18 protein-coding genes are annotated in these 23124 nt (G+C 66.8%); 4 read left to right on the plus strand and 14 right to left on the minus strand.

Annotated features, from left to right (window positions below):
* Nucleotides 1-14: 14 nt before the first annotated feature.
* Nucleotides 15-803, minus strand: coding sequence for an NAD(P)H-dependent oxidoreductase (locus NLR35_RS12750; RefSeq protein WP_257167158.1), 789 nt, complete (start codon nt 801-803; stop codon nt 15-17).
* Nucleotides 804-891: 88 nt separating this feature from the next.
* Between NLR35_RS12750 and NLR35_RS12755 the strand changes: the two genes are divergently transcribed.
* Nucleotides 892-1815: a LysR family transcriptional regulator gene (locus tag NLR35_RS12755; protein WP_257166883.1), complete on the plus strand. Its 924-nt coding sequence runs from the start codon at nt 892-894 to the stop codon at nt 1813-1815.
* Between the two features lies 1 nt (nt 1816).
* Here NLR35_RS12755 and NLR35_RS12760 read toward each other — a convergent pair whose 3' ends face one another.
* The 11 genes from NLR35_RS12760 to NLR35_RS12810 all read right to left on the minus strand — a co-directional run bounded on the left by NLR35_RS12760 (nt 1817) and on the right by NLR35_RS12810 (nt 16868).
* Complete coding sequence (locus NLR35_RS12760) at nt 1817-3688, minus strand: bifunctional sugar phosphate isomerase/epimerase/4-hydroxyphenylpyruvate dioxygenase family protein (RefSeq protein WP_257166884.1); 1872 nt, start codon at nt 3686-3688, stop codon at nt 1817-1819.
* Entirely contained in the window at nt 3685-4422 is a 738-nt protein-coding gene (locus tag NLR35_RS12765; protein ID WP_257166885.1) for an ABC transporter ATP-binding protein, read from the minus strand. The genes NLR35_RS12760 and NLR35_RS12765 overlap by 4 nt, the downstream gene beginning before the upstream one ends.
* A gap of 11 nt (nt 4423-4433) precedes the next feature.
* On the minus strand, nt 4434-5177 hold the full coding sequence (locus NLR35_RS12770; RefSeq protein ID WP_257166886.1) for an ABC transporter ATP-binding protein: 744 nt from the start codon (nt 5175-5177) through the stop codon (nt 4434-4436).
* The gene (locus NLR35_RS12775) at nt 5174-6172 is read right to left on the minus strand and encodes a branched-chain amino acid ABC transporter permease (RefSeq protein WP_257166887.1); all 999 of its coding nucleotides are present in this window, start codon (nt 6170-6172) and stop codon (nt 5174-5176) included. The genes NLR35_RS12770 and NLR35_RS12775 overlap by 4 nt, the downstream gene beginning before the upstream one ends.
* Entirely contained in the window at nt 6169-7044 is an 876-nt protein-coding gene (locus tag NLR35_RS12780) for a branched-chain amino acid ABC transporter permease (protein ID WP_257166888.1), read from the minus strand. Before NLR35_RS12780 ends, NLR35_RS12775 begins: the two co-directional genes overlap by 4 nt.
* A 71-nt stretch (nt 7045-7115) precedes the next feature.
* Nucleotides 7116-8255: an ABC transporter substrate-binding protein gene (locus NLR35_RS12785; protein WP_257166889.1), complete on the minus strand. Its 1140-nt coding sequence runs from the start codon at nt 8253-8255 to the stop codon at nt 7116-7118.
* Between the two features lie 79 nt (nt 8256-8334).
* Nucleotides 8335-9216 carry a shikimate dehydrogenase gene (locus NLR35_RS12790; protein ID WP_257166890.1) on the minus strand — a complete coding sequence of 294 codons (882 nt, stop codon included), beginning with the start codon at nt 9214-9216 and terminating at the stop codon, nt 8335-8337.
* A 122-nt stretch (nt 9217-9338) separates the two neighbouring features.
* A complete protein-coding gene (locus tag NLR35_RS12795; protein WP_257166891.1) occupies nt 9339-10280 on the minus strand; it encodes a LysR family transcriptional regulator in 942 nt (313 codons plus the stop codon).
* 25 nt (nt 10281-10305) lie between these two features.
* Nucleotides 10306-14085: an AsmA-like C-terminal region-containing protein gene (locus NLR35_RS12800; RefSeq protein ID WP_257166892.1), complete on the minus strand. Its 3780-nt coding sequence runs from the start codon at nt 14083-14085 to the stop codon at nt 10306-10308.
* Nucleotides 14086-14259: 174 nt separating this feature from the next.
* Complete coding sequence (locus NLR35_RS12805; RefSeq protein WP_257166893.1) at nt 14260-15492, minus strand: cytochrome P450; 1233 nt, start codon at nt 15490-15492, stop codon at nt 14260-14262.
* A 71-nt stretch (nt 15493-15563) separates the two neighbouring features.
* The gene (locus tag NLR35_RS12810) at nt 15564-16868 is read right to left on the minus strand and encodes an MFS transporter (protein ID WP_257167159.1); all 1305 of its coding nucleotides are present in this window, start codon (nt 16866-16868) and stop codon (nt 15564-15566) included.
* A 937-nt stretch (nt 16869-17805) separates the two neighbouring features.
* Between NLR35_RS12810 and NLR35_RS12815 the strand changes: the two genes are divergently transcribed.
* A complete protein-coding gene (locus tag NLR35_RS12815) occupies nt 17806-18441 on the plus strand; it encodes a hypothetical protein (RefSeq protein ID WP_257166894.1) in 636 nt (211 codons plus the stop codon).
* Nucleotides 18442-18492: 51 nt separating this feature from the next.
* Here NLR35_RS12815 and NLR35_RS12820 read toward each other — a convergent pair whose 3' ends face one another.
* Together NLR35_RS12820 and NLR35_RS12825 are read right to left on the minus strand one after the other, a co-directional pair.
* Nucleotides 18493-19305, minus strand: coding sequence for a class III extradiol ring-cleavage dioxygenase (locus tag NLR35_RS12820; RefSeq protein ID WP_257166895.1), 813 nt, complete (start codon nt 19303-19305; stop codon nt 18493-18495).
* Between the two features lie 583 nt (nt 19306-19888).
* Nucleotides 19889-20323 (minus strand): DoxX family protein, encoded by a 435-nt coding sequence (locus tag NLR35_RS12825; protein ID WP_257166896.1) that lies wholly within the window; start codon nt 20321-20323, stop codon nt 19889-19891.
* Nucleotides 20324-20425: 102 nt separating this feature from the next.
* On the opposite strand from NLR35_RS12825, the gene NLR35_RS12830 reads away from it, so the two are divergent.
* Together NLR35_RS12830 and NLR35_RS12835 are read left to right on the plus strand one after the other, a co-directional pair.
* Nucleotides 20426-21343 carry a LysR family transcriptional regulator gene (locus NLR35_RS12830; RefSeq protein ID WP_257166897.1) on the plus strand — a complete coding sequence of 306 codons (918 nt, stop codon included), beginning with the start codon at nt 20426-20428 and terminating at the stop codon, nt 21341-21343.
* A 34-nt stretch (nt 21344-21377) separates the two neighbouring features.
* Nucleotides 21378-23063, plus strand: a complete 1686-nt coding sequence (locus tag NLR35_RS12835) for a SulP family inorganic anion transporter (protein WP_257166898.1) — start codon at nt 21378-21380, stop codon at nt 23061-23063.
* The last annotated feature ends 61 nt before the right edge of the window (nt 23064-23124 follow it).

The raw sequence follows: 23124 nt of genomic DNA on the forward strand, positions 1-23124 counted from the left end.
CGCGCCCTTGAGCGTCACCGCGATGCCTCCACATGCAGCGCAAAGCCGCGCGCATCCGCATCACCGAGCTCCGGCCGCAGCTGCATCGACGGGATCAGATAGTCGCCGTGGTTCTGCCGCCGGTACGGGATCGGCTGATCCGTGAACAGCGACCGCATGCGCGCGCGCAGGCGGTCAGCGATATCAGCGAAACCAGCCTCATCGATCCGGCTCGCCTTATGCGCCACGAAGGCCGGCAGCACATCGAAGCCCGGATAGAACAGGACGCCGTGATTGATCGGAAACAGCAGGTCGTCGATGGGCCCGTTGATGCCGCGCTCCGAATAGTGCTCTTCCCAGCCTCCCGTGGTCACGATCAGCATCGCGCGTTTGCCGGCGAACACACCTTCGCCGTAGCGGTTGCCCCAGCGCTTGTCGCTGTGCTCGCCGACACCATAGGTGAAGCCATAGGAATAGACCCGGTCGACCCAGCCCTTGAGGATCGCCGGCATCGTGAACCACCACAGCGGAAATTGCAGGATGACCGCGTCAGCCCACAGCAGCTTGTCCTGCTCGGCCCGGACATCGTCGGTGAGCGTCTGCGTCTTGAAGGCCTCCCCCGATGCGACGGCGACGTTCAGACGGGCATCCGGCGGCACATGTGGGAAGTCGGCCCGGTCAGCGGCCGGCTTCCAACCCATCGCATAGAGGTCTGAGACCTTCACCTGATGACCTTGGGCCTGGAGCTCGGCGACGGCGACGTCGCGCAGGGCGCCGTTGAGCGAGCGCGATTCGGGGTGGGCGAAGACGAGCAGGACGTTCATGGCAGGATCCTCTGTGGAACTTGCCCAGACATAGACGCCCGCCCACTTATCCACTATACAGCGATTATCGATAACATTATGCCGTTTTATGGATAAGTCGGACGTCAGCACCGTCAACATGCGCAGCTTTGTCCGGGTGGCGGAGCGCGGGAGCCTGTCAGCGGTCGCGCGCGAGCTCGGGATAGGCCAGTCCACCGTCTCGCGACACCTTCAGGAGCTGGAAGACACGATCGGCGTTCCGCTGCTCAGCCGCACCACCCGGCGCGTGACGCTGACCGACGAAGGCAGCCGCTATTACGCCAACTGCGTGCAGATCCTGCGCCTGATCGAGCAGGCCGGTGACGAGGCGCGTGGCGCGCGCGGCGCTGCGAGCGGCACGATCCGGATCTCCTGCACGGCGGCGTTCGGCATCCTGCACATCACGCGGCTGGTGTTCGCCTTCCAGGATCGCTACCCGGACATCGCGATCGACCTCAATCTGACCGACGAACGCATCGACCTCGTGCGCGAGGGTGTCGACATCGCGCTGCGTCTGGCGCCGCTCACGGACAGCTCCCTGAAGCTGCGGTCGCTCGGCCACTCGCACCGGCTGCTGGTCGCATCGCCCGATTATCTGGCGAAGCGCGGCACGCCGCGCGCGCCGCAGGAGCTGATCGGGCATGACGGCATCCGCATGACCAACGTCGCGGGCAGCGAGTTGCTCGTCCTCATGGGACCGGACGGAGCACGTCACGAGGTGCCGTTCAGAAGCTGCTTCCGCACCAATCACGGATTGGGGATTCGAGAGGCCGTGCTGGCTGGCCGCGGCATCGGGGCGAGCCATGCCTGGCTGGTCGACGATCTCATTGCGACGGGCAGGCTGACGGTCATCCTGCCCGACCACCGTCTGTCATCGACGCCTCTCAACATGCTGATCGTGCCGGAGCGGGCCGGCATCGCACGCGTGCGCCTGCTGATCGACTATCTCGCCGAGGAGATCGCTCGCTTGCCGGGCATCAGACCGGAGCCGTGAGCTACAGCCGCGGCATCGTGTCCGGCCGCACCTCGCGCGCCTGCGCGGCCAGCCGGATCGACGCGTTGGGCGCGCCAAAGCCTTGGTAGTTGCGCCGCTGCACGATCTCGAAGAAGAAGCGCTCATCGAAGAGGTGGGTGTAGACCTGGAAGAACTCGGCGTCGCCGTCGCGGTCGTACAGGATCTCATTGGCGCGTAGCGCGGCGATGGTCTCGGGGGCGAGATCGTATTTGGCTTCGAGATCGTCGTAGTAGTTGTCGGGAATGTCCAGGAAGCCGGCGCCGCGGGCGCGCATCTCGGCCACGGCTGCAAAGATGTCGTCGCAGGCAAACGCGATATGCTGGACACCGGAGCCGAAGAACTCCGAGATGAAGCGCGACGACAGCGTTCGCGTCGCCGTGGAGCCGTTGAGGATGAAGCGCAGGCTGCGATCGCCGTTGACGATCGCCTGGCTCTGCACGAGGCCTCTGGGGTCTGCGATCTCCATCTGCGGCAGGCGCGCGAAATCGATGATGCCGGCGTAGAACAACAGCCAGGACAGCATCTCTTCGTGCGGCATCGACTGGGCGATGTGATCGACGGCGAGGAGACGATCGGTCGCCTTGTCGTTGGGGACCGATTCGAAATCGACGTCCCAGTGCCGGCCGTGCGTATCCAGGAAATACAGCAGGCTGCCTCCGACGCCATGGATCGCGGGAATCTCGAGCTCCCCCGGCCCGACCGGCTGCGTGAAGGTGCGCGTCTTCAAGGATTGCGCCCGCGCCATGGCGCGATCGGCGCTGTCGACGTCGAGTGCGAGCGCGCAGACGCCGGCACCGTGCGTGACATAGTGCGAATGCGCGAAGCTCGCCGGCTCGCAATTGATCACCAGCTCGATCTTGCCCTGTGACCAGCGCTGCACCGCCTTGCTGCGATGCCGCCCGGTGTTGCGGAAGCCGAGTTGGCCGAACAGCGTGGCGAGCGTCTCGGCCTTGTCCTCGCTGACGGCGAATTCGACGAAGCCGATGCCGTGGCTTTTCACCCGAGGCTCGAACCGCGGCTCGGACGCGGCCGGCATTTTTCCGGCGAGATCATCCTGCAACAGCAGCAGCGAGCGCATGCCGTCGAGCGCGGTGCGCGGCGCCGAGCCGGCGCGGAACTGGTCGTTGAAGATCTCCAGCGACAGCGGTCCGGAATAGCCGGTGGCGGCAACCGCCTCCATGAACTCGCCCACGGGCAGATCGCCCTGCCCCGGGAAGCTGCGGAAGTGCCGGCTCCAGGACAGCACGTCGAGCTCGAGCTTCGGCGCGTCGGCGAGCTGCACCAGGAAGATCTTGTCGGCCGGAATGGCGCGGATCGCGTTGGTCGGCAGCCCCGGCGCCAGCGCGTGGAAGCTGTCGAGAATGACGCCGATCGCCTTGTGATCGGCGCGGCGCACGATCTCCCAGGCATCGCGATAATCGTGCACATGGCGGCCCCAGGCCAGCGCCTCATAGCCGACGCGCAGGCCCCGCTTGGCCGCACGCTCGCCGAGCTCGTGAAAATCGGCGGCGGCGCGATCGATACCGCCCAGCGAGAGCGGCGAGACGCTGCTGCAGATCAGCAGCAGGTCGGTGCCGAGCTCCTGCATCAGGTCGAACTTGCGCTCGGCACGGATGAAGGTGCGCGCGCGCTGCGGCTCCGGCATGCCCTCGAAATCGCGGAACGGCTGATAGGCGCAGATCGAAAGCCCGAGGTCGCGGCACATCTGCCCGATCTCGCGCGGCCGCATGCCGAAGGCGACGAGATCGTTCTCGAAGATCTCGACCATCTCGAAGCCGGCGGCCGCGATCGCCTTGAACTTCTCGTCGAGTGCGCCTGAGATGGAGACCGTTGCGATCGAGCGCTGGTTCATGCCGCCGTCTCCTCCATCGCGCCGCCCAGGAACAGCTGGCCGATGCGGGGATCGGCGAGCACGCGGTCGGCCTTGTCGATGATCCGGGTGCGGCCGAGCTCGAGCACGATGCCGTAGTCGGAAATCTCCAGCGCCGAGCGCGCGTTCTGCTCGATCAGGAGGACCGAGACGCCGCGGTCGCGCAGTTGCTTCAGCATGTCGAAGGTCTGCTGCACCATCAGCGGCGACAGGCCGATCGACGGCTCGTCGATCAGCACCAGCTGGGGCTCCAGCAACAGCCCGCGCGCGATCTCGAGCTGCTTCTGCTCGCCGCCAGACAGCGTCGAGGCCTGCCGGTCGGCCTTCTTGCGCAGCACCGGGAAGACGTCCAGCGCCGCCTCGACGCGAGAGGGCAGATCGATGTTGGCCGGGGCGGCGACGCCGCCGAGCTCGATATTGTGACGCACCGACAGCTCGCCGAAGATGTTGCGCCCTTGCGGAATGTAGCAGATGCCGGCGCCGAGCAGCGCGCGCTGGCTCAAGCCCGTGACATCGCGGCCCTTGAAGATGACCTTGCCGTCGCGCAACTTGAGCAGGCCGAAGATCGCCTTGAACACGGTCGACTTGCCGGCGCCGTTCGGGCCGATCACGGTGGTGATCGATCCCTTCGGCACCGAGAAGGTCGTGCCGTTGAGGATCGTCATCTTGCCGTAGCCGCCGACGAGGTTCTGGACGTCGAGAATGGGTTCGCTCACGGCCGCCTCCGTCAGTGTCCGAGATAGGCTTCGACCACGGCCGGATTGGCCCTGATCTCGTCGGGCTTGCCGATCGCCAGCACCTTGCCTTCCGCCATCACCATCACGCGCGAGCACAGCGACATCACGAATTCCATGTTGTGCTCGATCACGACGAAGGTGGCGCGGCGCTCGCGATTGATCGCGATCAGACGCTCCTTGAGGTCGCCCAGCATGGTCGGGTTGACGCCGCCGGCGGGCTCGTCGAGCAGCACCAGGCGCGGGCCCCCCATGAAGGCCATGGCGGCATCGAGCAGCTTCTGCTGGCCATAGGACAATCCACCTGCCGGCTCGTCGGCGAGATGCTCCAGCTTGAAGAATCCGATCATCTGATCGGCGGTTTCGGTGAGGCCCGCATCGGACGGCCCGAACAGGCGCGACATCATGCTGCCGCGATGCTCCTGGCCGGCGAGGATGAGATTGTCGCGCACCGACAGTTTCGGAAACACCTGCAGCAGCTGGAAGGTGCGGCTGACGCCGAGACGATTGAGCTCGGCCGGCCGCTGCCCGGTGACGAGCTTGCCGTCGACCCGCACCTCGCCCGCGCTCGGAACGAGCTGCCCAAGGATGCAGTTGAACAGGGTCGACTTGCCGCATCCATTGGGGCCGATCAGGCCGAGGATCTCGCCCTCCTGCACGTCGAAGCTGACGCCGTCGACCGCGGTGATGCCGCCAAAGCTCTTCTTGACGTCGCGAACGTCGAGGACCGCGGTCATTGTGCCGCCTCCAGCTTGGATTGAGCCGCCGCGCGCAGCGCCGACGCGGCCTGGGTCCGGCGTGAGCTGAGATAGCGATCGAGGATGCCGAGAATGCCGGTCGGCGAGTAGATCAACAGCGCGATCACAGCGAGCGCGTAGAGCATCAGGTAGTAGCCTTCCGCGACGCGCAGCCATTCCGGCAGCAGCACCGCGATCATCGCGCCGAGGAACGGCCCGAGCATGAAGCCGGCGCCGCCGACGATGACCATCATCAGGAGATCGAGCGAAAGCTGCAGGTTGAACGGCACGGGATCGACATATTGCGTCAGCGGCGCATAGAGCACGCCTGCGATGCCGCCGAGCACCGAGCCGATCGCGAATGCCATCAAGGTGTAGCGTCGGGTATCAATGCCGAGCGACTGCGCGCGGATCGGGTTCTCGCGCAGTGCCATGAAGGCACGGCCCCAGGGCGAGCGGATCAGCCACCACATCGCGAGCGTCACCAGCGCGAGCGAGCCGAGGCAGAGATAATAGAACGGCAGCGGCTTGCGGGTCGGGAAGCCGAAGATCTCGGGCCGCGGGATGTTGCTGATGCCGTAGATGCCGTTGGTCATCCAGCTCTCGTTGCGGAACACGAGGAACGCCAGAGTCGAGAACGCCAGCGTGACGAAGGCGAGATAGTGGTGCTGCACGCGCAGCGCGGGATAACCGAGCAGCCAGCCGACGATGAAGCAGATGACGATCACCAAGCCAAGCGCCGCGATCAGCGGCCAGCCATGACTGGTCAGGATCGCCGCGCCATACGCCCCGATGCCGACGAAGGCGCCCTGCGCCAGCGACACCTGCCCCGCATAGCCGAGCGTGAGGTTCAGGCCCATGGCCGCGATGGTCATCACCGCCCACTGGCTGAGAATATACAGACCATAGCGGTTGAAGTTCATCGGGATGACGATCAGGCCGGCGATGACGACGACGGCCAGCGCGGCGAGAAGCAGTCTGCTGTTCTTGCTCATACCGTGCGCTCCTCGGCACGTCCGAGCAGGCCCTGCGGCCGGAACAGGATCACCAGGATCAGCAGCACCATCGGAACGGCCGCGCGATACTGGGTGGAGACGTAGGCGGCTGCGAGATTGTCGACGACGCCGATCAACAGACCACCGGCAATCGCGCCGCGCACCTGGTTGAAGCCGCCGACGATGGCCGCGATGAAGGCGGCCTGCCCCAGCACCTCACCGCTGGAGAATTTCGCCAGATAGATCGGCGTGATGAGCAGCGAGGCCAGCGCCACCAACACCGCGTTGATCAGGAAGGTCAGCAGGATCATGCGCTCGACCGGCACGCCGATGATGCGCGCAACGGTCGGGTTCTGCGCCGCGGCCTGCATCTGGTGACCGAGCGAGGTGCGGTTCAAGAGTGTCGTCAGGCCGACGACGGCGAGGATTGCCACGGCGAGCACGCCGAGGCTCTGCAGCGAAATTGCGCGGCCAAGGATGGAGACGTCGCCGACCGGAACGATCGAAGGAAACGGCGAGGCCTCGGCGCTGAAGAACTGCTTCACGGCCTCCTTGATCCCGATGGCCAGCGCCATGGTCGCGATCGCCAGCGGCAGCACGCCGTGCCGCAGCATCGGATCGACTAGCAGCATCTTGAAGGCGAGACCGAGCAGCAGCGTCGACAGCAGCACGCCGACGAGCACCGCGAGCCAGAACGGCGCACCGAGATGCATGACGGCGAGCATCAGGAAGGCCGGCAGCATCACGAACTCGCCTTGCGCGAAGTTGATGGTCTGCGAGGTCTGCCAGAGCAGCGTGAAGCCGACGGCGACGAGCGCGTAGATTGCGCCGGTGGCGAGGCCCGCCACGATCAGGTCGAGCAGATTGGACATCGTTTCCCCGTGAGCCCTTGTGTGACGGCGGCGCTGGACATCCCTTCCTGCGCCGCCGATACACCGTTGTCTCAGTTGAGCTTCGGCAGCACCTGCTTCACGACCTGCTTGCCTTCGACGACCTCGACCAGGAAACCCTGACGGTCGATATCGCCGTTCTGGTCGAAGGTGACATCCATCAGGATGTTCGGCTCGGTCGAGGTCTTGATGGTGAGGCCGTGCAGCGTGTCCGCGAACGCCTTGGAGTCCACCTTGCCCATCTTCTCGGTCGTGGCCTTGACCATGTAGATGGCGAGATAGCCCTTCAGACCGTTGTGGTCGGGCACGTAGTTGTACTTCTTCACGAAGCGGTCGCGGAACGCCTTGATGGCTTCGACCGGCGCATCGGTGGTGAGGCCGACATGGCCACGGGCGCCGTTGGCGGCGTCGCCGGCGAGCTCGATGACCTTCTGGCCTACCAGCGTGGTCTCGCCGATCAGCGGCGCGGTCACGCCCTGGCGCTTGATCTCCTTCAGGATGCGCGCGCTCTCTTCCTCGTTGACGTAGATGAAGACCGCGTCCGGCGCCGCCGCCTTGATCTTGCTGACGTCGGCGGCGAAGTCCGCCTGGCCCGCTTCGGTCGAAAGATCAGCAGCGACCTTGATGCCGAGGCGGTTGAACTCCTTGGTGATGACGTCGCGTCCGCCTCGGCCGAAGTCGTTGTTAACCCAGACCACCGCGACCGACTTCGCCTTCAGCTCGTCATTGATGTACTTGGCGACCTTCGGCATCGAGGACTGCTGGCCGAACGAGGTGCGGAACAGAAATTTGTTGCCGGACTGCGTCAGCTCGGCGGCTTCGCCGCCCATGATCTGGGTGATGCCGGCCTCGGCGGCCAGCGGCGCGGTCACCTTCACCGAACCGGAATAGCCGGGCCCGAGCAGCACGTAGGGCTCGCCGTCGAGCGCCTTCTGCACCTGCGCGCGCGCGACGCCTGGGTTCGACTGCGAGTCGGCGTGGCTGACCTCGATCTTGCGGCCGAGGATGCCGCCCTTGGCGTTGATCTCCTCGACGGCGAGGTCGATGCCGTTCTTCCAGTTGGTGCCGACGGTGGCGCCGCCGCCCGAGAGCTCGGCGACGTTGGCGATCTTGATGGGGGCGCCGGACTGCGCGTAAGCGGATCCGGACAGCAGGACGGCCGAGCACAGCCCAGCCAGGATGATCGATCTCACGTTGTTTCCTCCTCTGCTCTAAACGCTTGTTTGCGTTTCTTGCTTGAACGACTTGTTCCGCCGCGTATTGGCGGTCGGCTCAGGCGGCGTCAACCGCCGCATATCTCTCCGCCATATGATTGTCGAAGGCCGCGCCCATCGCCTCGGTGGAGGGCGCGAAGCCGGTGAACAGCTCGAACGCGTCGGCCGCCTGGTAGATCGCGAGCTCGCGCCCCAGCAGCACCTGCGCACCCCTGGCCTTCGCAGCCTTCAGAAGCGGGGTCCATAGCGGCGAGTAGACGGCGTCGGCGACCCACAGGTCGGCGCGTAGCAAATCGTCCGGCACCGGCGTGCCGCGGTTCGGCAGCATCCCGATCGGCGTGCCGTTGACGACACCGACCGCGCCCTGCAGCGCCTCTTCGACGCTGCCGGCCACCATGATATTCGTACCGGCCGGGAGCAGGCTCGCCAGCTTCTCGGCGCGGGCGCGCTCGGTGTCGTAGATGCGCAGGCCGGCAACGCCGAGGTTCGCAAGTGCGAAGGCGATCGCCTTTCCGACACCGCCCGCGCCGATCAGCGCCACCACGCCGCGACCGGTCTGGCCGACCAGCGGCGCCACCGCGCGCTCGAAACCGGTCGTATCGGTGTTGTGCCCAATCAGCCGGCCGTCGCGCACGATGACGGTATTGACGGCCCCCATCGCGGCCGCCTTCGGCGCGAGCTCGTCGAGCAGTTCGACCACAGCTTCCTTGTAGGGATAGGTCACGTTGACCCCAGCAAACCCGAGCCGGCGCACGCCCTCCAGCAGCATCTTGAGGCCTGCACGGTCGGCACCGGCCACCTCGATCAGCTGGTAATGGCAGCGCACGCCCAGCGCCGCGGCCGCATGTTCGTGCATCGCGGGAGAAGCCGAATGCGCGATCGGCGCACCGATCAGGCCGGTCAGGAATTTGCGGGCTTTGAGCGCGGAAAGATCAGGCACGTTCGCTTCAGTCTCGTCTGCAGCTCGCGCGATCGCCGCGGGAGCGATGAATGTCGCCGCGGACGATAGCGCGTCCACCGCCTAACACAATTACCCAAATATCCGCCGAACCTAACATCATGTTATCTTTTGCCCGCGGCTGCTTTTGCAGCCTTCGCAGCCTGACGGCGGCCGGGCTCGAGCGCGCGCATCTCCGTGCGCAGGCAGTCGATGAAGTGCTCGGCGTACAGCGACAGCGGCGTGCCGCGCTTGACGGCGATGTAGGTGTCGAACCGCGTCGGCTCGGCGATCTTGATCAGCTCGATGCCCGGATAGCCGCCATGCGCGACGGTGAACTGGTCGATGACGGCGATGCCGAGCCCGGCTTTCACCAACGCACACACCGTGGTGCCGAAGCGCGCCTTGATCGAGATGTTGTAGCTGAGTTTGTTGCGCGCAAAAATCTCGGCCATGATACGGCCATAGGGGTCGTTCGGATCGATGCCGATCAGCGGATAGCGCGTCATCTCCGCCGCCGACACCTGCTTACGGCCTGCCAGTTCGTGGCCCTCAGGCACGATGCAGAACAGCTCGCCGGAGGCCAGCGGCATGAATTCGAGACCCGAATGGTCGAGCCGGTAGCTCATCGCCACGCACTCGCCCTTGCCCAGCATCAGGTAGTCGATCGCCTCCTCGATCTTGAGGATGTTGATGTCGATGCCCAAGTCAGGATAACGGCGGCGGACGCGCTCGATCGCGCGCGGCACCATCACCTGGGAAATGCTCGGCACCGAGCCGACGCGGAGTTCCGACAATGCGCCGCGGCCGATGTTGGAGATGATGTAGCTGAGATCGTCGACCTTCTCGTAGACGCTGTTGATCTGCTCGAAGATGTTCTGCGCTTCCGGTGTCGGGAAGTAGCGGCCGTTCTGGCGCTGGAAGAAGCGGATGCCGAGCGAGCGCTCGGTGTATTTCACGAGCCGGCTGACACCCGGGGCCGAGACCTTGAGCAGCCGCGCGGCGCCGTTGATGGTGCCGGTCACCATGACCGCGCGGATGACCTCGACCTGGCGCAGCGTCATCATCGGCGCGGCTCCCGCAGGCCGGAGGTCACGGACTGCCCGGCGGCGTCAGCACGACCGGGGGACGCGGAACGGGCCGCGGCCGCGGCGGCAGCACGCCCGGCGCGGGCCTGATCTCGACCGGTGGCGGGAGCGGCGCGAGCTGAGATTGGCTCGCCGCGACGGGCGGCACGGTCGACGCCTGCGGAGCCGCTGCCGGCGGCGCGGCGGGAGCAGATTGCGGCGTCGCGAGCGGCGGCACGGCCGGGCGCGGGCCGCCAATCTTGGCGCGCGGATCGCGCCGCGGGTCACGTCCCGGCATCGGCACCTCGGCAGCATTGGGCGTCGCCGGCGCCGCCTCCGAGCCCGGCAGCGACGCCGTCGACGACGGATAGGCCGGCGGCACCTCGCCACGCGCGATCGCGTCGAGGCGGCGCGTTTCGCGATCGATCGCGCGGACCGCCAGCCAGGACGACAGCGAGGTCACGTCGACCACGCGCGTCAGCGCATCGGGGGTGCCCATCACGAACAGCTGCACCTCCGGCCGGCTATTCGCATTGCCGACGGTGTTCGAACTCAGGCTGGCGCGGATGTCCGCCTGGTCGGCCGGAATGTCGAAGCCGCCCGAGACGATGGCGCGCGCGCCCTGCGCCTCCAACGTGGTGGCGCCGACACGGACGCGGCCGTCGCGGATGATGAACGGGATCTGAGCGGATGCGACCGACAACGTGCCCGACGCCAGCGCCGGCTCGACCACCTGCCGCAGCTTGGCGTCATCCGTCACCTGCCCCGCATCGGCGGCGCGCAAGGCGGCATCGAACGTGCGCGGATTGAGATTGGCGATCGAGGCATTATCGAGCGTCACGGTGCCGTTGCCGGAGAGCGCATTGACCAGGCCCTGCACGCTGCGGCCTTCGGCGGCGAGCGTCATCTGCGCCGAGATCTTGCCCGCAGGCATCTTCAGATTGCGATAGCGCAGCGCATTGCCGTCGATGCCGGCGAACTCGACGCGCCCGTTCAGCACCAGGCCGTTCGGATTCGGCCGCGCCTCGACGGTGGCGATGACGTCGCCGCCACCGAGCTTGCCCTTGAGACTCTCGATGGTCACCGACTGGCCGTCGCTCTTGATGGCACCGGCGAGCGGCCGCAGGTCGGTGCCGTTCCAGACGGCGCCGCTGAGAGCCTGGAATGCGACGCGGCCGCGCCAGCCCTTCACGAGGCCGGCGCCCAACGGCTCGGCCTGCTCGCGGCCGGCCGCGCCGACGAGCACGGCGAACACTTGCGGCACGTCGAGCGCGTCGAGTCCAACCTCGCCATCGACCTGCTTGTCGTCGTCGAGATTGACCGCGAGCCGGCCGCGCAGCCGCGAGCCGCCGACCGTGCTGTCGATATCCTCCAGCGTGAGGCGGCCGCCCGACAATCCGAGCTTGCCGAACAGGCGGATATTCTGCGCCGCAGTGTCCTGCGGCTTCACGCCCAACAGCGGCGCCAGATTGGCATTGCGCAGCCGCAGATTGACGTTCGCCTTGGTGGCATCGCCCCACGGTTCGACCGTGCCCTGCGCGTCGCCGTCGAGGCCCACGCCGGACAGTTTGGCGGTCACCCGCAGCGGCGTGCGCCAGCCGCCGGTCACGCTCGACTGGAATTCAGCCGGGCCGTTGCCGACGGCCGCGATCCGATCGAGCCCGAGCAGCGCCAGCACCACATTGCCCTGCTCGGCCGAGATGCGGCTCTCAACGCCGAGCTCGGTGCGGTCGATCGCATCGACCTCGAAGCTGCGCAGCGCCGCGGCCGATGGCTTGGCAGTCAGCGTCGCGGATCCCTTCAATTGCGGCGCGTCGAGATCGAGGACCGCCTTGGCCTGGCTGCGATCGGCACTGCCGGGATCCCGGGCGAGGTCCAGCGTGAGCTTGAGACGGGAGGCGCCGGGCGGCGTGGCGAGCGAATCGAAGCGCGCCGATATCTGCGGCGCGAACGGCTGCACCAGCGCGGTGATCTCCTTGAGCGAGCCGGCCATCGAGGTCAGCGTCAGCCGCCCGGTGGCATCAGCGCGGTCGAAGCGGCCGGCCCCCTCGGTCGTCACGCCGCCGCTCTGGCCGAACCTGATCTGGTCGACGGCGACCGTCTTGGCATCGTAGGACAGGCGCGCGGTGAGCGGATGCAGCTCCTGGCCACTCAGCTTGGCGCGCCCGACATCCAGCGCGACGCTGGCCTCCGCCGGCCACTCGCCGGTGACGCCGACCAGCGAGCGCGTGACGGCCATCGCCGCATCGAGATCGAGCCGGTCGCCCTTCAGCACCGCCTCGAAGCGCGAGCCGGCGCCGGCTGTCCGGTTGATCAGAGCCACGCGGCCATCGACCGAGCCGCCGTCGATGTCGGCTTTCAGGCCATCGATCGCGATCCGCTCCGGCGCGACGTTGAGGTCGCCACGCACGCGCAGCGGACGCTGGGTGCGGTAGCTGTTGTCGGTCCGCCCCTGCAGCCAGGCGACCAGCGCGTCGGGCTCGGAGGAATCGAGATCGAGCGCGCCGGTGAAACCTGCCGTGACCGAGGTCGAGATTCCGATGGTCCGGAACGTCAGGCGCGTGGAGCCCGGCGCCCGCAGGTCGACCTTCTCGAGGCTCCAGGCCGTCGGCTCGTTGTGCAGGTCGGCGGTGAAGTTCTGCACCGGCCGGCCGGAGAGCATGATCTGCTCGGTCGAGAACTGCACGTTGGCCGGCATCGGCAGCGTCGGCAGCTGCGCGATCCAGTTGCGCAGCGCCGGCAGCACCAGCGCAGGCGCGATGGCGCGCCGATCCTTCACCTCGTCGCCGCCGGACAGGAGCTTGTCGGCATCGAGCTGCCGCGCGGAGAGCGCAGCCTTCAGCGTCGGCGTGGCGCCGAATCGGACGTCGCCATTTCCGGCGAATTTCAGCGAGCGATCCTCCTGGCCGAAGCTGACCTCGATCTGGTCGAGCTTGGCCGCGGCCTGGTCGCCGACGATCTTGGTGGCGATACGCCACGGCGTCGCGCCGGCCGCAAGGCTCGCGGTCGGGGCCGCCTTGGCGGACGGCTCCTTCGTTTGATCCTTGGCCGGCTTGTCCTTGTCGGCGGCAGGCTCCTTCGGCGGCGATGACAGCGTCAGCGCGCCCTCGAACTTGGGCGAGCGGTTGGGAAAGCTGATCAGCCCCTCGAGGTCCGCCACCACGGGGCGTTCGCCCGGATCGACGTTGAGATGGACACGCAGGCCGTTGGAATCCTTGTCCTGGCTCGACGACAGCCTGAACGGATAGCGCCCGCCGCGGATCGACACCGCACCGTCGCCGCGCAGCGAACCGGCCAGCGAACGGACGTCGCCGGAGAACACGATGTCGGTCAGCTCCAGGGTCGAACGGCTGGCGGCGTCGTGCAGGGCGACGCGGCCGGTCAGGTTGAAGCGGTCGATGGCAAGCGCGGCCAGGTTGAAGCGGCCGGAGGCAGCGGGGAGATCGACCTGCCCCTTGCCGTCGAGGCCGAGATCGGCGGCCATGCCGCCGATGGTGAGCTCGTTCGCCCGCCACTCGCCGCGCATGAGGTCGCCGAGGCTGAACTCGACGTCCAGCTTGTCGGCGCGCAGCTTGCCGAGATGGTTGGCGCCGCCGAAGGTGACCTGACGCAGCCGCAGGGTCGGCGTCGGCAACAGCCGTGCGTCCAGCGCACCGGCGACCCGCACGGGCACGCCGATGATCTTGCCCGCCTCGGCCTCGAACTGCGGCCGGAACTGGTTCCAGTCGACGAAGTACGGGCCGATCAGCGCAGCAAGGAGCGCAAGGATGAAGGCAATCGCCAAGCCGAGCAGGGTCGTCTGCACGGGGTCTCCCTCAAAGGACAACGCTCCGGTGTCGCAAAGCCTTCAGCCCATGCGGGCGCGGCCCCACGGACGTCGATACCGGAGCGCTGCATCATATAGGATTAAGTATGGCGAAGTCACAGCGCTGTCGGGCTTTCCGGGGGCGTTGCACAACAACTCCGTTAACGAAGATGGTTACCAGTGCGCCGGCAGCCGCTTCAGGCCGCGCAGCACGAAGGTCGGCCGCCAGTCCGGGTTGTCCGGATCGTCCAGCTTCAACTCCGGCAGACGCCGCAGCAGGGTTCCGATCGCGACCTCGGCCTCGATCCGGGCGAGTTGCGCCCCCAGACAATGGTGGATGCCGCCGCCGAACGACAGCGGCTTTACATTGGGCCTGGTGATGTCGAGTTGCTCCGGATGGTCCGGATAGACCGCGGGGTCGCGGTTGGCCGAGCCGAGCAGGCACAGCACGGTCTCGCCCGCCGGGATGCGACGGCCGCCGAGATCCTCGATGTCCTCCAGCGCCACGCGCCCGGTGAGCTGCACCGAGGAATCGTAGCGCAGGAACTCCTCGATCGCGTTGGTGATCAGCTCGGGACGCGCTTTCAACAGCGCCAGCTGCTCGGGATGACGATACAGCGCCAGCAGGCCGTTGCCGATCAGATTGACCGTGGTCTCATGCCCGGCGCCGAACAGCAGGATGATGTTGGCGGTGAGCTCCTCATGGGAGAGCTTGGCGCCGTCCTCCTCCGCCTGCAGCAGCTGCGTCGTCAAATCGTCGCCGGGATTTTTCCGGCGGAGTTCGAACAGGTGCTGGAAATACGCCCTGGACACCGCATTGCCGGCATTGCCCTCGGCGATCTCGGCCTTCGACAGCGGCACCGGCTCGAGCAGCCGCCCGCCCTCGCGCGAGCTCTTGTAGAACGCCTCGCGATGCTCCTCGGGGATTCCCAGCATGTCGCAGATCACCGTGACCGGCAGCTTGAAGGCGAAGTCCTCGATCAGGTCCATTTTGCCGTTCGGGATGATCTCGTCGAGCGTGGAATCGACGATCGCCTGGATGCGCGGCCGCATGTCCTCGACGCGCCGCGCCGTGAAGGCCTTCACCACGAGACCGCGCAAGCGCGTGTGATCCGGCGGATCCTGCTGCAGCATCCAATGGCTCATGCTGCGGAAGATCGGCTCGTTCATGATCTCCGGGCCGTAGCGGCGGATCGAACGGGCGACGAAATCCTTGCCGAACCGCTTGTCGCGCAGCACGAGGCTGGACTCCGCGTGCCGGCTGGCGAGGAACGAACCGAACGGCGTGACATGCACCGGATCATTGTCGCGGAGCTGCTGATAGAACGGATAGGGATCGCGGATGAACTCCGGCGACAGCGGATTGAACAGCGGCGCGGCCTTGGCAGCCTGGACATGCTCGTTCATGTGGTCCCTCTCCCAGAGTTTGCCGATTGGTTCACGGCCGCAGCGTCATGGCAAGCCCGCAGGCTCACACATCATGCCGCAACTTCCGCCGTGGTCTTCAACCTATGTAACTGTCCGGCCACCACCCGCACCCGGCGCGGCGCCGCGATCCAGATCGCGGCCGCCGAGACGAAGGCGCCCACGAAGGCGATCGCAAAGCCAGGCGTGTAGCTGTTGGTGAGATCATAGAGCACACCGGTGACCCAGGGACCCGCGGCACCGCCGCACAACCCGATCAGCATCAGCGTGCCGAAGATGCTGCCGAAATGCGCGCCCTGGAAGATCTCGAGCGCGACCGCGCCCATCACCGAGGTCAGGCCGTAGCCGAGCGCGCCCTGGGTTGCGACCATCACGTAGATCAGTGCGAGCGAGGGCGAGGCCTTCAGCGCGATCAGCGCGGCGAAGCAGATCGCGAAACCGAGACAGCCAAGCCCCCACACGGCCTCGCGTCCGAGACGATCGGAGAGATGGCCGAGCGCGATCTGGCCGGGAATGCCGAGCAGGCTGACGGCGCCGAGCGCCCACACCGCGACGTTCGAGCTGAAGCCGATCTCGAGCAGGTATTTCGTCTGATGCACCTGGACGGCGTACCAGACATAGAGGCCGAAGAAGTAGCCGAGCGCGAGCCACCAGAACCGCGTGGTTCTCAGCGCGCGCGAGAGCGTCCAGTCGATGCCGGCCCAGGCGGTATCGACGATGTTGGAGATCGGCTTTGCGGCATTGGCGAGCGGTGCCGCGTCGCCGTCCGGGCGGAGACCCATCTCCTCCGGCTTCTTGCGCAGCAGCAGATTGATCGGCGCGAGCACGACCAGCACGACGATGCCCATCGCGGTGCAGGCGGTGCGCCAATTGGTCTGCGCGATCATGTGCTGCACCCAGGGCAGCAGGGTCATCGAGCCGATGCCGACACCGGCGAAGGCGATGCCGATCGCGAGCCCGCGGCGGCGGATGAACCAGTTCGGCAGGAACAGCGATTGTCCGGAATAGCCGAGGCAGACGCTGCCGGCGCCGACCATCACGCCGATGGTGAGATAGAGATGCCAGGGCTGCGTGGTCAGCGGCGCCAGCAGCAGGCCGCCGGCCATCAGCGCGACGCCGAGTTCCATCACCGCACGCGGGCCGGTGCGGTCCATCAGCCGTCCGATCAGCGGACTGACGATGCCCGACGCAACGAAGCCGAACGAGAAGGCGCCAGCGGTGACGCCGCGGTCCCAGCCGAACTCCGCGAGGATGGGCGGATAGAACAGCGAGAACGCGGTGCGCGCATTGACGCCGATCGCCATCGTCACGAAGGTCACGGCGACGATGACCCAGCCATAATACAACGGCAGGCGCATTGGTGTTGTTTTCACTCCCTGTGCATCCTTCGCATCATTTGCCTGCGGAGGGGTCAAGGATTTTCTGCTGCTCGCGAGGTTGATGTCAGTTACCTCCGAGGTCATGCGTGCGGCGCACCATCCTCATCCTCGGTGTCGTCCCGGCCTCCGCGCCGGGACCCATACCTTGTGATCTCACGGTGAGAAAACACTGGTTATCGCGCGTGCCCCAAACACCATCCTGTGGTTATGGGTCCCGGCTCAAGGCCGGGACGACAGCGAATGTGTGGCGCGCATCGTGGGTCATGGCTGCACGCTCCCCGCGGCGCCTGCGGCGTCCGAGCTCTGCTAGTGATCGCCCTCGAAAGCAGAAGGGCGCAGGGAAGGCCGGGCGCTGGCCGCGCCCGTGGCCCGCCTGCTCAAACAAATGCAGGCGGCAGGTACCACAGGTGTGGCCGAGAAACGCCCGGCCCTCCCTGCGCGATGGTCTTAACGCTTATATGCAGGCTTCCTGGCGCTCGGGCTTGTTGGCCGCCATGCGCGGCAACGCGTTTCACGCGCTGCGCGGTGATACCAGCGTCGAGGTATCAGAACCCTGCAACTTCACGTCCGCCAGAGCATCGTTCGTCCGCACATCGACGACATGCTGCGAGCTCTCGCGGCCACCGCTCCCCGCCTCGCGTGTCGTGACGATCGCGCGCAACGCCCCTTCAGAGTGAGGCGGGATGTGCTGAAAGATCGTGGTGATTTGCCCGACGACGCAAGGGAAAACGGCTGCGACAAAGTAACCCGACGGGCAAACAAGGCGCCACTGCCATCGACCGCCGTGCTTCGACGTCGCGGACAGCAACCGGTTTCAACGAGAGTGACGTGCTGGAGGATCAGGCCACCTTGACGCTAGACACGAGCGCCCCATACGCTGGCGCAACTTCGACCGGCAGATACACAGAAGACAGTGATGATGCATGATCGGCCTGATTTTCGTCAGTTGATCCGTGGTCAGCTGATCCGTGGATGGCAACGACTGATCGCAGCACTGTGCTGCGTTTTGCTATCGAGCGCGGTTGTCGCCCACGCCGAACAGACCTTCATGACGATCAAGGGGGACACCCGAAGCACCGCCTGGTGGGTGCTCGCCGATTTTCATCCGTTCACGACAGAGGTTCGCGGAATGCCGGTGGATCAGATCCGAAAGGGCTGGTGCAAGGCAACCGAGTTTCGCAAGGACCTCATCCCGAAAGAATATCTCTTCCAAGGCGGCGCAGATGCCATGGAGGCGAGCAATCGGTCCTTTGCACTCGAGGGCAATTTCGACGGGTCCACCACGCGGCAAGTCGCGCTCGTCGGCGTCTACGAGGAGTGCAAGGGCACCAAGGGCAGCTTCGTCATGATCCTGGACCTCCCCACCAGCGGCAAACCAAGGATTCGTCTGCTCGAAGCCATGCGAACGGAGCACCAGTTCAGCGCATTGTCGCTTGGGGAGGATAAGACGATCAGTGTCTGGTCCTGCATGGATTGCGATGATTTCGCCAATCTGAAATGGAACAGCAAACGGAAGCGCTTCGTTTGGCTGCCCCGCCCCGCAGCTGATTAGCCGGCGAGCGCGATCAGCGCCTCAGCCGGCCGAGCCATCGTGTTCGCGTTTTCACGCAGCGACATCATCCTGGCGTTCCGCGTGGAACGCATACACGTCCATGCGCAGCACACCGTAGTTCGCGCTGTTGTGCAGGCGCTCCACACGGGCGCCCTCGCCGGCAGCGCCCAAGGCTGCGAACAGCGGCAGGAAGTGCTCGTCGGTCGGATGGTTCTCGCGCGCATGCGGCGCGAGGCGGCGGTAGTCGACGAGATCGTCGACGCGGCCTTCGATCGCGGCCTCGTGCACCCAGTCGGCGAAGTCGACGACCCAGGACGGCGCGGGATCGTCGATGTCGAGCCGGCGCTTGCGAAACTCGCCGAGATTGTGAGTGAAGCTGCCACTGCCGATGATCAGCACGCCCTCATCGCGGAGCGGCGCCAGCGCGCGGCCGAGCGCGAGATGATGCGCCGGGCCCTGCTCGGTCTGGACCGACAGCTGCATGACGGGAATGTCGGCCTGCGGGTACATCAGCAGCAGCGGCACCCAGGCGCCGTGATCGAGACCGCGCTCGCGGTCGACGCCGACGGGGAGACCGGCGGCCTGCAGGCGCTCCGCGACGGCGCGGGCGAGATCGGGCGCGCCCGGCGCGGGATAGCGCAACTGATAGAGCTCGGGTGGGAAGCCGTAGAAATCGTAGATCGTCTCGTTCTGCGCGACCACGTTGACGGCGGGGATGTCGGTCTCCCAATGCGCCGAGATCACGAGGATGGCCTTCGGTCGCGGCAGGCTGTGGCCGAGGCCGGTGAGGAAGTCACGCGCCGCCGACGCCGTCAGCGGCAGCATCGGCGAGCCGTGCGACAGGAAGATGCTGGGCATGGTCATGGCATGGCTCCTCGTTCGATTGGTATCTCAGGTCGCGCGGCGACCACAACGGTCGTCCCGGCCTTGAGCCGGGACCCATACCGCGTGATCGCGATTTGAGGCAGGCTGGGCGTCGACCAGCTTGCCCAACTTAGTCCCGCCGGTGGTTATGGATCCCGGCGTTCGCGGGGATGACGGCGGAGTGTGTGGCGGCGTCGCGATCAATGTCCAACCGTGGCGCCCGCCACCCACTCCGCTGTCGTCCCTGCGAACGCAGGGACCCATACCGCGTGATCGTGGTTTGAGGCAGGCTGGACATCGACCAGCTTGCTCAACTCAGTCCCGCCGGTGGCTATGGATCCCCGCGTTCGCGGGGATGACGGCGGAGGGTGTGGCAACGTCGCGATCGATGTCCAACCGTGGCGCCCGCCACTCACTCCGCTGTCGTCCCTGCGAACGCAGGGACCCATACCGCATGATCGGGGTTTGAGGCAGGTTGGGCGTCGACCAGCGTGCTCAACTCAGTCCCGCCGGTGGCTCTGGATCCCGGCCTTCGCCGGGATGACACCGAAGGTGTGGAGACGCCAGCAGACCTGGCTGAGCGTCAGTGCGCGCTGCGCAGCTGGCCGCCGGCGAGATTGCCGCGGAGAGCGCCGAGGGCGTAGGCGCCGTCGCCGAGCAGGGCCTGGATGACCAGGGTGACCGCCCAGAATGCCGGATACTCCCAGCCGCCCTTCGGGTTGTTGAAGAAGAAGCCGGCCGAGCCGTGCACCGTGAAGATGGCGCCGAGCAGGATCGGCACCGCCGCAAGCGCGACCCAGCGGGTGTAAACGCCGAGGATGAGGGCGATGCCGGCGAGAATCTCGGCGGTGATCGTGACGTAAGCGAGTTCGGGCGGTAGGCCGATGCTGCCGAAGAATTTGGCCGTGCCGGCAGGGGTGAACACGAACAGTTTCAGGCCGGCATGGACCAGGAAGAGGCCGCCGAGGGTGAGGCGGAGCAGGAGCGCAGCATAGGGCGCAGTGCGGGAATCGATCATCAAAACCTCCGTGGGGACCCCTCGGATATGGATCATTCCCCCTCAGTCGATAATCCGATACAAGGGAAATTCAGTTCACACTCCGAGAGCGAGATCGAATCCTTGCTCGACCGCCTGACCGGTCTTGAAGTTCTGTCCAAGGTCGCAAGCTCCGGCAGCCTGTCCGGGGCGGCGCGCGTGCTCGGGATGTCGCCGACCATGGTGACCAAGCATCTCGCGGCGCTGGAGACGCGGCTGGGGACGAAGCTGTTCCATCGTACCACGCGGCGGCTGACCATCACCGAGGCTGGGCGGCGCTATCTCGATCTCGCCGAGCGCGTGCTCGGCGATTTCGAGGCCGCCGAAAGCGCGATCGCCGCCGATCGCGTCGAGCCGCGCGGGCTGCTCCGGCTCAACGTCCCGCTCGCCTTCGGCACCCGCCAGATCGCGCCGCTGCTCGCCGGCTTCGCCGCGCTCTATCCCGGCGTCAGCGTCGAGCTCGGCCTCAACGACCGGCTGGTCGACCTGATCGAGGAAGGCTGGGATCTCGCGATCCGGATCGGCACGCTGAAGGATTCGACGCTGGTAGCGCGGCGACTGGCGCCGTGCCGGATGATGATCTGCGCCGCGCCGTCCTATCTCGCCGCGCGCGGCACTCCCCGCACCACAGCCGATCTCGCCGAGCACAATTGCCTGGGCTATACGCTGGCCGCTGCCGGTCCTTCCCGCTGGCGCTTGGGCGGCAAGGCCGCCGTCGATGTGACCGTGAGCGGCAATCTGCGCGCCAACAATGGCGATGCGCTGCTGGCCGCTGCGCTCGCCGGGCAAGGCGTGATCTACCAGCCGACCTTCATCGTCGGCGATGAGTTGCGCGCCGGGCGGCTGGTGCCGGTGGTGCTCGACGTGCCGCCGTCGGATCTGCTGGCCGTGCACGCCGTCTACCTGCCGGACCGCTCGCCCTCCGCCAAGGTGCGCGCCTTCATCGACTACCTCGCCGCGGCCTTCGCGCCGCAGCCGCCCTGGGATCGCGGCCTCGCATGACCACACAACGAGCGCAATGCTCGGAGAGATCGACATGACTGAGCAATCTCACGACGGCAATCATCATTGGCCGATGCTGCGCTCGCTGCGGGGCTGGCGGCTCAGCGCCCTGCCCGCCGATCTCGCGGCGGGGCTGACGCTCGCCGCGATCGCGATCCCCGAGCAGATGGCGACCGCCAAGCTCGGCGGCTTCACGCCGGAGACCGGGTTCTTCGCCTTCATGGCAGGCTCGCTCGGCTTCGCGCTGTTCGGCGCCAACCGCTTCCTGTCCTGCGGCGCCGATTCCACGATCACGCCGATCTTCGCCGGCGGGCTGGCGCTGCTCGCGGCCAGCGGCACGCCGGAATATGGCAGCATCGCCGCAGCGCTGGCGCTGCTGGTCGGAATCATGCTGGTGCTGGCCGGCGGCTTCCGGCTCGGCGGCATCGCCAACCTCCTGTCGGTGCCGGTCACGGTCGGCTTCCTCGCCGGCATCTCCGTGCACATCATCGTCTCGCAACTCCCCAGCGTGCTCGGCCTGCCCTCGCCGGGCGGACCGACCGTGGCGCGGATCGCGACTATCACCGGCGAACTCGGCAACACCAACATCTACACGCTGGTGATCGGCTTCGGCGTGCTCGCCACCGTCACGGTCTGCGAGCGGATCAGCGCCCGCATTCCCGGCGCGCTGATCGCGCTGGTCGCGGCGACGCTGTTCGTGATCGCGGCGCATCTCGATGCGCACGGCGTGCCGGTCATCGGCGCCGTCTCCGGTGCCGTGCCGATGCCGTCCGTCCCGCTGATCGGTCCGGAGCAATGGGTGAAGCTGGTGCCGCTGGCGTTCCTGATCGCCGTCGTGGTGATGATGCAGACCGCGGCCACGACACGCTCGTTTCCGTCCGAGCCGGATCGTCCGGCCGACATCGACCGCGACTTTCTCGGCGCCGGTGCCGGCAGCCTGCTGGCCGGGCTGTTCGGTACCTTTCCGGTGAATGCGAGTCCGCCGCGCACCGGGATCGTGGTCGAGACCGGCGGCCGCTCGCAGGTCGCAGGCCTGCTGGCCGCGATCATCGTGTTGCTGCTCGTGCTGTTCGGCGCGCAGCTATTGGCGCATGTGCCGGAAGCGGCGCTCGGCGGCGTGCTGCTGTTCGTCGCGCTGCGCATCATCCGCGTCACGCAGATCGTTCAGGTCTACCACGCCTCCAAGGGTGAGTTCCTCCTGATCGTCGCCACCGCCGCCGCCATCGTCGTGCTGCCGATCGAGCAGGGTGTCGCGCTCGGCATTTCGCTGTCGCTGCTGCACGGCATCTGGAGCACGACGCGGGCGCATCTCATCAGCTTCGAGCGCGTGCCGGACACCACGATCTGGTGGCCGGCCCATCCGCACATCCCTGGCGAGAAGCTGTCCGACATCGCCGTGGTCGGCTTCCAGGCGCCGCTGAGCTTCCTCAACGCCGCGACCTTCCGCGCCGATCTGCAGCATTTGCTGCAGCGACGCCGGCCGCGGCTCGTGGTGTTCGAGGCCAGCGCGATCATCGAGATCGACTTTACCGCCGCGCAGGCGCTGCGCGAGGTGATCCGGCAGTGCAACGAGGACGGCATCGTGTTTGCCGTCGCGCGGCTGGAATCGCTGCGGGCGCAGGCGGCGTTCGAGCGCTTCGGCCTTTACGACGTGCTACCGCGCGACCACGTGTTCCACAGTGTCGATCTCGCGCTGCAGAAGCTGCAGGGCAGCGCGTGATACAATTCGTTACGAATCGCAGCGCGGCATGACACAGCCCGGCAAAGTTCGGCGACCACAA

The sequence above is a fragment of the Bradyrhizobium sp. SRS-191 genome, assembly GCF_024586915.1.
Classification (GTDB): domain Bacteria; phylum Pseudomonadota; class Alphaproteobacteria; order Rhizobiales; family Xanthobacteraceae; genus Bradyrhizobium.

What these genes read in the sequence shown, in the direction of transcription:
- NLR35_RS12805 (WP_257166893.1), bottom strand. Translation starts at nt 15,492, where the DNA reads ATGAACGAGCATGTCCAGGCTGCCAAGGCCGCGCCGCTGTTCAATCCG.
- NLR35_RS12825 (WP_257166896.1), bottom strand. Translation starts at nt 20,323, where the DNA reads ATGATCGATTCCCGCACTGCGCCCTATGCTGCGCTCCTGCTCCGCCTC.
- NLR35_RS12815 (WP_257166894.1), top strand. Translation starts at nt 17,806, where the DNA reads ATGATGCATGATCGGCCTGATTTTCGTCAGTTGATCCGTGGTCAGCTG.
- NLR35_RS12760 (WP_257166884.1), bottom strand. Translation starts at nt 3,688, where the DNA reads ATGAACCAGCGCTCGATCGCAACGGTCTCCATCTCAGGCGCACTCGAC.
- NLR35_RS12795 (WP_257166891.1), bottom strand. Translation starts at nt 10,280, where the DNA reads ATGATGACGCTGCGCCAGGTCGAGGTCATCCGCGCGGTCATGGTGACC.
- NLR35_RS12750 (WP_257167158.1), bottom strand. Translation starts at nt 803, where the DNA reads ATGAACGTCCTGCTCGTCTTCGCCCACCCCGAATCGCGCTCGCTCAAC.
- NLR35_RS12775 (WP_257166887.1), bottom strand. Translation starts at nt 6,172, where the DNA reads ATGAGCAAGAACAGCAGACTGCTTCTCGCCGCGCTGGCCGTCGTCGTC.
- NLR35_RS12780 (WP_257166888.1), bottom strand. Translation starts at nt 7,044, where the DNA reads ATGTCCAATCTGCTCGACCTGATCGTGGCGGGCCTCGCCACCGGCGCA.
- NLR35_RS12770 (WP_257166886.1), bottom strand. Translation starts at nt 5,177, where the DNA reads ATGACCGCGGTCCTCGACGTTCGCGACGTCAAGAAGAGCTTTGGCGGC.
- NLR35_RS12810 (WP_257167159.1), bottom strand. Translation starts at nt 16,868, where the DNA reads ATGCGCCTGCCGTTGTATTATGGCTGGGTCATCGTCGCCGTGACCTTC.
- NLR35_RS12755 (WP_257166883.1), top strand. Translation starts at nt 892, where the DNA reads ATGGATAAGTCGGACGTCAGCACCGTCAACATGCGCAGCTTTGTCCGG.
- NLR35_RS12835 (WP_257166898.1), top strand. Translation starts at nt 21,378, where the DNA reads ATGACTGAGCAATCTCACGACGGCAATCATCATTGGCCGATGCTGCGC.
- NLR35_RS12820 (WP_257166895.1), bottom strand. Translation starts at nt 19,305, where the DNA reads ATGACCATGCCCAGCATCTTCCTGTCGCACGGCTCGCCGATGCTGCCG.